Annotated in this window: 12 protein-coding genes; all 12 read right to left on the minus strand. The window is 47.2% G+C overall.

Translation table 11 applies throughout. The annotated features are described in order from the left end of the window. On the minus strand, window positions 1–215 hold a 215-nt coding region (locus IJN28_03110; protein ID MBQ6712762.1), incomplete at its 3' end, for a signal recognition particle receptor subunit alpha. A 15-nt stretch (window positions 216–230) separates the two neighbouring features. Beyond that, on the minus strand, window positions 231–3,800 hold the full coding sequence (gene smc / locus IJN28_03115) for a chromosome segregation protein SMC (GenBank protein ID MBQ6712763.1): 3,570 nt from the start codon (window positions 3,798–3,800) through the stop codon (window positions 231–233). A gap of 117 nt (window positions 3,801–3,917) precedes the next feature. Next, window positions 3,918–4,178 (minus strand): stage V sporulation protein S, encoded by a 261-nt coding sequence (locus IJN28_03120; GenBank protein ID MBQ6712764.1) that lies wholly within the window; start codon window positions 4,176–4,178, stop codon window positions 3,918–3,920. A gap of 66 nt (window positions 4,179–4,244) precedes the next feature. Then, a complete protein-coding gene (locus IJN28_03125; GenBank protein MBQ6712765.1) occupies window positions 4,245–5,309 on the minus strand; it encodes a radical SAM protein in 1,065 nt (354 codons plus the stop codon). A gap of 31 nt (window positions 5,310–5,340) precedes the next feature. After that, window positions 5,341–6,066, minus strand: coding sequence for a ribonuclease III (locus IJN28_03130; protein MBQ6712766.1), 726 nt, complete (start codon window positions 6,064–6,066; stop codon window positions 5,341–5,343). Further along, window positions 6,056–7,297, minus strand: a complete 1,242-nt coding sequence (gene fabF / locus IJN28_03135; GenBank protein ID MBQ6712767.1) for a beta-ketoacyl-ACP synthase II — start codon at window positions 7,295–7,297, stop codon at window positions 6,056–6,058. The genes IJN28_03130 and fabF overlap by 11 nt, the downstream gene beginning before the upstream one ends. Window positions 7,298–7,310: 13 nt before the next feature. Further along, window positions 7,311–8,255, minus strand: coding sequence for a nitronate monooxygenase (locus tag IJN28_03140; protein MBQ6712768.1), 945 nt, complete (start codon window positions 8,253–8,255; stop codon window positions 7,311–7,313). A gap of 99 nt (window positions 8,256–8,354) precedes the next feature. Beyond that, window positions 8,355–8,585 (minus strand): acyl carrier protein, encoded by a 231-nt coding sequence (locus IJN28_03145; GenBank protein ID MBQ6712769.1) that lies wholly within the window; start codon window positions 8,583–8,585, stop codon window positions 8,355–8,357. 39 nt (window positions 8,586–8,624) lie between these two features. Then, window positions 8,625–9,368 (minus strand): 3-oxoacyl-[acyl-carrier-protein] reductase, encoded by a 744-nt coding sequence (gene fabG / locus IJN28_03150; GenBank protein ID MBQ6712770.1) that lies wholly within the window; start codon window positions 9,366–9,368, stop codon window positions 8,625–8,627. A 1-nt stretch (window position 9,369) separates the two neighbouring features. After that, window positions 9,370–10,314, minus strand: coding sequence for an ACP S-malonyltransferase (fabD, locus tag IJN28_03155; protein MBQ6712771.1), 945 nt, complete (start codon window positions 10,312–10,314; stop codon window positions 9,370–9,372). Window positions 10,315–10,328: 14 nt separating this feature from the next. Beyond that, window positions 10,329–11,276: an enoyl-[acyl-carrier-protein] reductase FabK gene (gene fabK, locus IJN28_03160; GenBank protein MBQ6712772.1), complete on the minus strand. Its 948-nt coding sequence runs from the start codon at window positions 11,274–11,276 to the stop codon at window positions 10,329–10,331. Window positions 11,277–11,279: 3 nt separating this feature from the next. Continuing rightward, window positions 11,280–11,447 (minus strand): 3-oxoacyl-ACP synthase (locus IJN28_03165; GenBank protein ID MBQ6712773.1); only part of this gene is annotated, 168 nt, incomplete at its 5' end.

Raw genomic sequence — 11,447 nt, forward strand, 5'->3', positions numbered from 1 at the left:
CCTGTAATTTCTTTTTTCTTGATACCTTTGCGGATCTCTTCCATAAGCGTTTCTGTCGTTTTGACACCCATATCGGACGAGATCATGATCGCCTCAAGATCGTCAAGCAGATCATCATCGATCTTAGCATAGCCCATGATCACTTGTCCTATCTTCTCTGTAAACGATTTTCTCGTTTTTTCTAATCCTCGTTTTAATTTATCAAAAAAGCCCACTATATTGCTCCTCCTTTATTCTATATCCTGCATCTTGACCGAAATAATACGCGATACGCCCGCATCCTCATTCGTGACACCATGCATCACATCAGCCGCCCGCATCGTGACTTTTCGATGCGTAACGATGATAAACTGTGTTTCCTTCGCGAATTCTTTCAAGAACGATACGAACCGTTCCAGATTCGCTTCATCAAGCGGTGCATCGATCTCGTCCACGACGGTAAACGGCATCGGACGATACTTTAAAAATGCAAACAACAATGCGATAACCGTAAGCGCGCGCTCCCCGCCCGACAACAAGACCATGTTCTGCTGCTTCTTGCCCGGTGGCTGTGCAATGATCTCGATACCTGTCGTCAGCATCTCACTGCGGTCTGTCAACTCGAGGCGTGCTTGTCCGCCGCCGAATATCCGCGCAAAGATGGTACGAAAATGACCGTCTATCTCGTGGAACGCCTTGGCAAAATTTTTCTCCATGACACGGTCGATCTGTTCGATAACGTCTGTCAAATATGTTTTGGCTTCCAAAAGGTCTGCCTGCTGTTTCTGAAGGAACGTAAATCTCTCCTCCAGTTCCTTATACTCTTCTATCGCATTTGGATTGATCGGTCCGAGTGCTTGTATCGCACGCTCCAATTTGCGAAGCGTCGGCATCAATTCGACATCAGACAACTGATTATCATAGCCTGCTACCTTCGTTTCCAGTTCAGCAAACGATGCGATACCGAGCGCGTCCAAGTTTTCTTGATTGCGCGCACATTCGTACTGATGTTTCGCGTACTGCATCTCGATGCGATGGAGCTTGGCACTCAAGTCGCTCTCTTCTTTGCGATATTGTTTCATAATAGCTTCATGATCTTCTATCTGTTTGAACAACATGAATCGCTCTTTCTGATGCGCTTCTTTTTTCACCATCAATGCAGTGAGTTCATTCTGTTTTTCTTTCTGCTTTTCAGTACAGTTTTCCTTCTCTATCGTTTGCTCGCTGTTTACTTTATGCAAGTTCTCCAACTCTGCGGATATCTCTTGTTTTCGTAATTCTCCGTTTTGTATTTCCGCAGCGATACGCACATCTTCTTGCTCTAAGAATTGCGTTCTCTCATTCAGCGATGTCAAGGCAACTTGGCATTGCATCAACGCACTGTCAAGTTCCGCTTGGTAAGTCTGCATCGCTTCTCGCTCTGCCGTAAGCTTCGCTAATCCTTCTTCTTGCTCGATAACCTCAGCCTGCCATTTACTGATATCATCCTGCACTCTCGCATCGGTGACTTGACTTTCTTCGTATGCAGCGATCCTAAGCTCGCCTTCGCGTCTGCGTTCGGCAAGATTTGCAACCAACTGTGATTCGGCAAACTTGGTTTTCTCTTTCTGCATCTGAAGCTCGTTGGCCTGTTGCTGCCATCTGATCTCTTTTTGCGCTTGCTGTGAATACTGTACGCGCAATGCTTCATACTGTTTATTCGCTTCATCGAGAAGAGCTTCATTCTCGGCACGTTTCGCGCCGACTTCCTCTTGCTTCTGTTTCAGCTCTGCCAATTCGAGCGAACGACTCAAGAAGCCTGCCTCTTTGCGCATACGACTGCCGCCCGTCATCGAACCGCCACTGTTGATGATATCTCCATCCAGCGTGATAAGGCGCACCTTATGACCGTACTTGCGTGCGATACGAACAGCATCATCCATCGTTCTTACGATAACGGTCCGATTCAAAAGAAACGCTATCACACGGCGGTATCGTTCATCGCATCGAACGAGCTCGGATGCAATGCCGACAGCTCCGTTTTCCTTTGCCGCCGACTCTTCCTGCGGACGCGTCGGATAGACTTGCAGACCGTTGAGCGGCAAAAAAGTCGCTCTTCCGAGATTCTGCTGTTTCAGATACTCAATGATCTGTTTTGCCGTCGTATCCGTATCGACAACGATGTTTTGAAGGCTCGCACCGAGTGCCGTTTCGATCGCCGTTACGACTTCACCATCCATCTCGATAAGCTCTGCAACTGCACCGTATACCCCGTTGTTCCATCTTGCTTTCTGCGACAATATCTGTTTGCCCGCACGGCCGAATCCTTCATATTCTTTTTGCATACCTGCCAATACCGCATATCGCGAATGAACGGCATGATATTCTTTTTCATATGTCAACGACTCTGTCTTGAGCAATTGGACACGTTTGGCATCTTGTATCAAACGCATATCCATCTCGCGTTTTTGACGCTGCATCTCTTCACGAAGCTGTTTATGCTTCTTGGCTTCTTCGGACAATCGTTCTATCTCGCTCTGCCGATATGCAATATCCTCTTCCAATTCTGTGATTGTTTCTTGCCACGCAGTATGCCATTCTTGGAATGAACGCGACGATTCTGCCTGATATCGCATCTTTTCTTCGGCGATACCGATCTTCTGTTTTAAAGCAAATATCTCTGCACGAACACCTTCGATATCCTCTTCCTGTTTACGAAGGACATTCGCTGACTGGTCACGCTCGTTTTGTTTTTCTTGCGTTTTTTCTGTTATCGAGGCTTGCTCCTTCAATATCTCTGCCAGTTCAATGACTATTTGCTCTTTGCGGAGCTTCTGCTCTGCCTGCTGCGCCGTAACACGCGATGAATCTTCACGGAAAAGCACCTCTCTGGCTTGATTCTGCGCAATACGCTCCGTCAAGATAGCGACTTGCCCTTGCAGCTGTTCGGCCATAGTCTGACACGCAGACACCGCTTCCGATACCGTTTCGATCTGCGCTTCACATGCAGAAAGTGCTTCTTTCTGCTTCATCTGCTCGACATCAAGAATCGTTATCTGCGCAGACAAGTCCTGCATCGCCCCTTGCATAGCCTCCTGCTCTTTCAATGTTTCTGCCTGCAGTCGCTCCGACTCGCTCATCTTATGGAACAAAAGGATCTCCTGCACCTCTGTACGCTGACGTGCAAAGTCAAGATATTTCTCGGTATTTTCTGCTTTCACTTTCAGCGCAGGAAGCTGTCCTTCGAGCTCTGCCGTAACGTCTTCGATACGGATAAGATTCTGATTCGTATCTTCAAGCTTACGGAGAGATTCTTTTTTACGCTGTTTATACTTGGCAATACCTGCCGCTTCTTCAAATATCAAACGGCGTTCTTCCGGCTTGCTGTTTAAAATCTCATCGACCTTATTCTGCCCAATAACGCTGAGATTGTTTTTCCCCATACCTGTCCCGAACAGAATTTCCTGTATGTCTTTCAATCGACAGCTATTCCGATTGAGATAATATTCGTTTTCACCCGAGCGGAATACACGGCGCATGATCTCGATCTCGCTGTAATCGAGCGGTATCTTTCGGTCGCTGTTATCAAGCGTGATCGATACCTCCGCCATGCCGAGCGGTCTGCGTCCCTGCGATGTACCGGAGAAGATAATGTCCTCACTTTTGGCACCTCTCAGCGTACGCATATTCTGCTCACCGAGTACCCAGCGGATAGCATCGGTAATATTACTCTTACCACTTCCGTTCGGCCCTACGATCGCAGTGATACCTTGCCCAAATTCAATTGTCAACTTTTCGGCAAACGATTTGAATCCACGTGTCTCCAATTTTTTTAACAGCATCGGTATCACCGCCTTTCTTCCTATTTGTGTTATCTTATCTATCCTATCATATCAATGTATTCCGTTCAAGTCATACCAAAAGGAAAACTGCCAAGCATCTGCTTGGCAGCCAACTCTTTATCTCGGTTCTACAAAAAACCGTATTGCCGTTCGTTCTTCTTTGTCGATCAGAATATCTGCAAACGCAGGTACAGCAATTAGGTCTATACCATTCGGTGCAACGTATCCGCGCGCAACGGCGATCGCCTTGACAGCTTGGTTGACAGCTCCTGCCCCAACTGCTTGCAGCTCCACTTTGCCATACTCACGCAGAACAGCAGACAATGCTCCTGCAACCGATTGGACTTTTGACTCTGATGATACTTTTAATACCTCCACGAATATCCTCTCCTTCTGTGACTTCCGTCTAGGAAAAGATATTCTCTTAGCCGTTGATTCATACCACTAGATCGTATCGATCATAGATAAGTTTATCACCCTTTGCCCATTTCCCCAGTCAAGAACGAGTTCTCCTTGCTTCTCGCCGTCCGATATACACGTTATCTGCTTTACTCTATATCGCTCTTTGATCCACATCAGATTGGCCCTCCTCTGTCCACGTACTTTTGACGCATCGCTCGGATGATGATGGATGATGAGCTTTCTCCCGCTGATATCTTCACCGTCCAGTACGCATATCAACATCAGACGAAACAATTCTGCTTCGACAAGCTCACCAAACGCAGGATGATACGGACCCGCCAAGACGGTTCCTTCTTGATCGAGGTCTGTCGTTGCCTGCAGTCCCATTCGGATAACAGGAATGTTCGCACGCTCAAAGAACAGTTTCAAAAATGCCGTTCGCATAACGGCGTCTTTGAGTGTAAGCGGTGTATATTTTCCGCATTTATATGCATCTGCAAGCGGTGTATCATCTATTACGACCGTCGGATAGATACGCACAAAATCAGGTGCAAGCTCACGCACTGCATTCGCTGTCCGAAGGAGGCTGTACATATCTTCACTCGGCAATCCCGGCATGATCTGAAGGCCAAGCGCGAACGGATACCGTCTGATCTTCTTGACCGCCGCTCTTACCTCATCGCTCGTATGACCGCGATTCGCCGCCCGAAGTACCGTATCGTCCATCGACTGCACGCCTAGTTCGATCGTCGTCACATGATGCTCTAGCAGCATGTTGAGCACTGCATCATCTATCGCGTCGGGACGCGTAGACAATCGCACACCATGTATGATTCCTTCTCGATACAGCGGGCTGACAACAGAGAGCAGTTCTCTCTGCGATGACATCGGAATTGCCGTAAAGCTTCCTCCGTAGAAAGCAACTTCTTTTTCCGTAGTGCGTGTCTGCCACGATAACGCTTCTCGAATGATCTTTTCTGCATATTCAGCTGTCACCGTCGTACCACTGCCTGTAATTTTATGCTGATTACAGAACACGCATTGATGCGGACAGCCGTAATGCGGTACAAAAACAGGTATAATATGTCGTTTCATTCTTTTCTCCATAAAGAAATTGGGTAACCCAACGGCTACCCAATCATTCTTCATTCATTTTTTGCAATGCTTCGCGGGCGGCTTTTTGCGCAGCTTCTTTTTTGCTTTTGCCAACACCAATTCCCATCTTTTCACCATTGATCAAAACAGAGATCGTAAAGACCTTTTTATGATCCGGACCTGTCGCATCTTCCAACTGATATTGGATCTTTTGATTCGGTCTTTTTTGTACAGTCTCTTGTAACAACGTCTTATAATCACGGTTATAGTGGCCGGAATTGATCTTCTCCAGATCCGCACCCAAGTATTTCAAAATAAAGGTTCTGCAATTTTCGATATCGCTATCGAGATAGATCGCCCCAATGACAGCCTCGAACGCATCTGCCAAAATCGACGCACGCTCACGTCCTCCCATAGCATTTTCGCCATGGCCGAGTAACAGATACGGACCGATATCGAGTGTTTGTGCGCTCTCGGCAAGAGAGCCTTCGCAAACGATCGCAGCACGAGCCTTCGATAAGTCACCTTCGGGCAAATTGGGATAGCGACGAAACAATTCGTCGCTAATGATCGCATCTAAGATCGCATCTCCCAAAAATTCAAGTCGTTCATTATGCTCAATACCGCGTGCTGCAAACTCATTCGCATACGACGTATGAGTCAAGGCCTTATGAAGCAGCTCTACCTCTGAAAAGGTGATTCCCATTTTACCAATCAACTGCTTCAATTCAGCTATACGCTGAGCATTACACTTCTCTTTACGCTTCATATTTTTTCAATGCCAACGTTGCATTATGACCACCAAAGCCAAGCGAGTTGGAAAGTGCCACACGAACTTCGCGTTTTTCTGCTACGTTCGGTACATAGTTGAGATCAAGACCTTCATCCGGCGTTTCATAGTTGATCGTCGGAGGAATGATACCTTGGTCGATCGACATAGCAGCAGCAATACATTCTACACCGCCTGCTGCACCGAGAAGGTGACCCGTCATCGATTTGATCGAGCTGACGGCAAGTTCATATGCATGATCGCCGAATACTTCTTTGATCGCCATCGTTTCGTTTTTGTCGTTAAGACCTGTCGACGTACCATGTGCATTGATATAATCAACTTCATTCGGCTCAATGCCGCCGTCTTTGAGTGCCTGGCGCATTGCTTTTGCTGCCATAACACCGCCCGGAGCAGGTGCCGTAATATGATAAGCATCGGAATTGTATGCATAGCCTGCAAGCTCTGCATAAATATGCGCACCACGTGCCAATGCATGTTCAAGGCTTTCGAGAACGATAACGCCTGCACCTTCGCCCATAACAAAACCGTCACGGTCTTTGTCGAACGGACGAGAAGCACGTTCAGGTTCGTCATTGCGCGTAGAAAGCGCTTTCATCGAACCGAAACCTGCAAGCGCCGCCGGAGAGATCGGAGCTTCCGTACCGCCCGCAAGCATGACATCAGCATCACCGTATTTGATCGCACGTGCCGCATCACCAATGGAGTTCGTACCTGTTGCACAAGCCGTAACAACACAGCTGCTCGGCCCCTGAAGACCAAAACGGATCGACGTCATACCCGAAGCCATGTTACCGATCATCATCGGTACCAAGAACGGACTGATTCTGCCCGGACCTTTTGCGAAGAGAACTTTGTACTGCTCATAGAGAGCTTCCATACCGCCAATACCCGTACCAATGATAACACCGATACGTTCACGGTCTTCTGCTTCAAGATCCAATTTGGCATCATCAATAGCCAATTTCGATGCAGCAACAGCGTACTGCGTCGAACGGTCCATACGTTTTGCCTCTTTTTTATCAATAAAATCTGTTACGACAAAGTCAGACACTTCGCCTGCAATTTTCGTCGTATATTCGCTTACATCGAAGCGAGTGATCGGGCCAACACCCGATTTGCCTTCAATCAATGCGTTCCAAAAGGCATCTTTACCGATACCGATCGGAGTTATCGCACCAATACCGGTAATTACAACTCGTCTCATAATAATGTGACCACTCCTATTTTACTGCTTCCGCTTCACGGATCAGTCTTGCAAAAATTTCTTTAACAGGAAGAATCTCTTTGATCTTATGGATATTCTCACCCGTAAAGATCAAACCATTCTCTACGTCACCTTGTTGCGCGCGCGTCAATGCTTTGATAATGCAGAAATTCTGCTTGCACTGTTTAAGGCATGCTTCACAAGAATCAATAGGAAGTTTACCTGCCGCAATTCTGTCCGCAAACGGATTACGAATCGCCTGACCGGGAAGACCGACAGGACTTTGTATCAAAATGACATCATCTGCCGTTGCTTTCAAATAAAATTCTTTCAAAGCAGGAGCCGCGTTCGATTCTTCGCTTGCCGCAAAACGAGTACCCATCTGAACACCGTTTGCACCCATACGAATGATATCGACAACATCTTGTCCGCTAAGTACACCACCTGCACCAATGATCGGAATCGATACTGCCGCACGGATCTCCGGAACGAGCTCTCTCATAGAACGATCTGTTCCAAGATGACCGCCTGCTTCTTTGCCTTCTATAATAATCGCAGCTGCCCCAAGTTTTTCGGAAATCTTAGCCAATTTCACCGACGATACGATCGGAACGATCGGGGTACCGGATTCTTTCCCCAAAGCGAACCTATCGCGCGAAAAACCTGCACCGGCAACTACCAAGTCGATGCCTTCGTCAATAGCTGTCTTAACCAAGTCAGCAAATTTACGAGCCGCGACCATGATGTTGACACCAATGATGCCTTTCGTCATCGATCGAGCCAGTCTAATTTCATATCTCAATTCATCTAATGTCATGCCGGAACCGGCAATCAAACCAATACCGCCCTCTTCTGCAACCGCAGCCGCCAAACGTGCAGTTGAAAGTCTTACTGCCATTCCGCCCTGAATAATTGGTACTTTTGCTACGTGAGGACCGATTTTAAGTTCTGGAAGTTTCAAGATAACTCCTCCAATCAACTACACAAACCTAATCTAATCTTTTTTTAGAAAGTCCCGCAACGCGTATCGCGGGACTTTCTATGTTCATAATACCGAGTCTTATTTGTTCTGATCGATGTACGTTACCGTATCGCTCACCGTTTTAATTTTTTCAGCAACATCGTCCGGAATTTCAACATCGAATTCTTCTTCGAAAGCCATGATCAATTCAACGATGTCCAAAGAATCTGCACCCAAATCGTCGATGAACGTCGATTCCATGGAAACGTCAGCTTCATCAACACCAAGCTGATCTACAACGATCGCTTTAACTTTTTCAAAAGTACTCATTCTAGTTTCACCTCCTTCCAAAAACAACCTCCATCAATATTACATGACCATTCCGCCGTCTACATTGAGCGTCTGTCCCGTAATATAGTTTGCACTATCGGAAACAAGGAAGAGTACCGCGGATGCGATATCATCAGCTTCGCCCAAACGACCCATCGGAATTTTGGTTGCCAAATCCTCTTTTACTTTATCGGAAAGTACTGCCGTCATATCCGTTGCAATGAAGCCCGGAGCGATCGCATTGACTGTAATATTTCTTGCAGCCAATTCTTTTGCCATCGACTTCGTGAAACCGATCACGCCTGCTTTGGCAGCCGCATAGTTCGCCTGACCTGCATTGCCCATCAGACCGACAACAGAAGACATATTAACGATTTTACCATAGCGCTGTTTCATCATGATCTTCGAAACGGCTTTCGTTACATAGAACACACCCGTCAAATTCGTCTGAATAACAGCATTCCAGTCAGCTTCTTTCATACGCATAAGAAGCGTATCGCGCGTGATACCCGCGTTGTTGACAAGAATATCGATACGGCCGAACGCTTCCATGACCGCAGCTACCATCGCATCTACCGATTCGGCATTCGAGATGTCAGCCTGTACAAGAATCGCTTCGCCGCCATTTTGTTCGATTATCTGTTTCACTTCTTCGGCAGCCGCTTGATTTCCTGCATAGTTCACAGCAATTTTCGCACCGCTTTTCGCCAAGCGGATCGCAACTGCACGACCGATACCACGAGAAGCACCCGTTACAAGAGCAACTTTACCTTCTAACTGCATTTTAACGAACCTCCTTGAAATAAGCAAGCGTTTTCTCAAGCGAATCCGTATTCTCTACGTTCAAAAGATTCATGCCTTTAATGATCTTTTTCGTAAGACCTGTAAGAACTTTGCCCGGGCCCGATTCAACAAACGTATCAGCGCCGAAAGCTACCATCTCAGCTACGCAATCTTCCCACATAACAGGATGATCTGCCTGCGTTACGAGAAGGTCGCGGATCTGTTTTGCATCCGTTACCATTTTGCCCGTTACGTTGGCAACAACAGGGATCTGGGCATCTTTAATCGTGATCTTATCAAGCTCAACAGCCAACTTCTGCGCTGCCGGAGCCATAAGCGTGCTGTGGAACGGAGCACTTACCGGAAGAAGGACTGCACGTTTTGCACCTGCTTCTTTCAAAAGCTCACTTGCTTTTTCAACACTTGCCGTTTTACCTGCAATAACGATCTGACCCGGGCAGTTGAAGTTAACTGCCTGTACACAACCGCCATCATTCGATACATTGGAGCAAATGTCAACGACCGTTTGTCTGTCAAGACCGAGAACAGCCGCCATCGCACCCTCACCGACCGGTACAGCTTCCTGCATATACGTACCGCGTTTATGAACGAGGAGTACAGCATCTTCAAAAGCCATTGCACCTGCCGCAACAAGTGCGGAATATTCACCAAGGCTATGACCTGCAACGATCTCAGGTGCAAGCCCTTGCTGTTTCAAAAGTTCATTACAGATCACGCTTACCGTTAAAATAGCCGGCTGCGTATTAGACGTCAATTTAAGGCTTTCTTCAGGACCATTGAAGCACATGTCCGAGATCGAATAACCAAGTGCCTCGTCAGCTTTTTTAAACATCTCTTTTGCAATCGGAAATGCATCGCAAAGGTCTTTGCCCATTCCGACTACCTGCGAGCCTTGACCGGGGAATACAAACGCAATTTTACCCATCTTTGTCTTCTCCTTTACTCAGCTTCTACTGTATTTTTGATATTTTCTACGACAGCAGGCAATCCGTTGACGAGTTCCTGAACGATCTCTTCGACCGTCTGGATCTCTTTCATCATACCTGCGATCTGACCGATCATAACCGAACCGTAGTCCGTATCACCATCTTTGGCAGCCATACGAAGACGACCTGCACCGAACTTTTCAAGTTCTTCTACACTCGCACCGTTTGCTTCCATTTCCTGATATTCACGCGACAATTTGTTGGCGATAACGCGGACAGGATGACCCGTCGATACGCCCGTCGTCGTCGTGGAACGGTCTTTCGTTTTGATAACTGCTTTTTTGTAATTTTCGTGTGCCGTACATTCTTCCGATACAACGAAACGAGTACCGAGCTGTACACCTTTCGCACCGAGCGCGAACGCTGCCGCAATACCACGCGAGTCACCGATACCGCCTGCCGCGATAACAGGAATGCTCACAGCGTCAACAACCTGCGGAACAAGTGCCATCGTCGTCAATTCGCCGATGTGACCGCCGCTTTCCGTACCTTCTGCGATGACAGCATCAACGCCCGTACGTTCTAAGCGTTTTGCAAGTGCAACAGAGGCAACGACAGGAATGACTTTACTGCCGATCGCTTTAAGTGCCGGAATATATTCGCCCGGGTTACCTGCGCCAGTCGTAATGACAGGAACACGTTCTTCAACAACAACTTGCATAACTTCTTTTACAAACGGACTCATCAACATGATGTTTACGCCGAACGGCTTGTCCGTCAACTCTTTTGCTTTTTGGATCTCTGCACGAAGTGCATCCGGCGGCATATGACCTGCACCAATAATACCAAGTGCACCGGCATTCGATACTGCAGCAGCAAGTTCAGCCGTTGCGACCCATGCCATACCACCTTGAATAATCGGGTATTTGATTCCTAATAATTTTGCGATATTTGTGCTCACTGATTAGTCCTCCTTGCACCATTTGATTACTGCTGATGCCCACGTTAATCCGGCACCGAATCCAACAATTACAAATGTGTCGCCTTTTTTGATACAACCGCTTTTCACCGCTTCGTCAAGCGCGAGCGGAATCGAAGCAGACGACGTATTGGCATATTTATCAACATTGAC

The organism is Selenomonadales bacterium, from assembly GCA_017442105.1.
In the GTDB taxonomy this organism is placed as follows: domain Bacteria; phylum Bacillota; class Negativicutes; order RGIG982; family RGIG982; genus RGIG982.

Bases quoted from the DNA above. Each gene is read 5' to 3' on its own strand.
- IJN28_03130 (MBQ6712766.1), bottom strand. From the start codon at position 6,066: ATGAAGCGTAAAGAGAAGTGTAATGCTCAGCGTATAGCTGAATTGAAG.
- fabD (MBQ6712771.1), bottom strand. From the start codon at position 10,314: ATGGGTAAAATTGCGTTTGTATTCCCCGGTCAAGGCTCGCAGGTAGTC.
- IJN28_03145 (MBQ6712769.1), bottom strand. From the start codon at position 8,585: ATGAGTACTTTTGAAAAAGTTAAAGCGATCGTTGTAGATCAGCTTGGT.
- IJN28_03125 (MBQ6712765.1), bottom strand. From the start codon at position 5,309: ATGGAGAAAAGAATGAAACGACATATTATACCTGTTTTTGTACCGCAT.
- fabG (MBQ6712770.1), bottom strand. From the start codon at position 9,368: ATGCAGTTAGAAGGTAAAGTTGCTCTTGTAACGGGTGCTTCTCGTGGT.
- smc (MBQ6712763.1), bottom strand. From the start codon at position 3,800: ATGCTGTTAAAAAAATTGGAGACACGTGGATTCAAATCGTTTGCCGAA.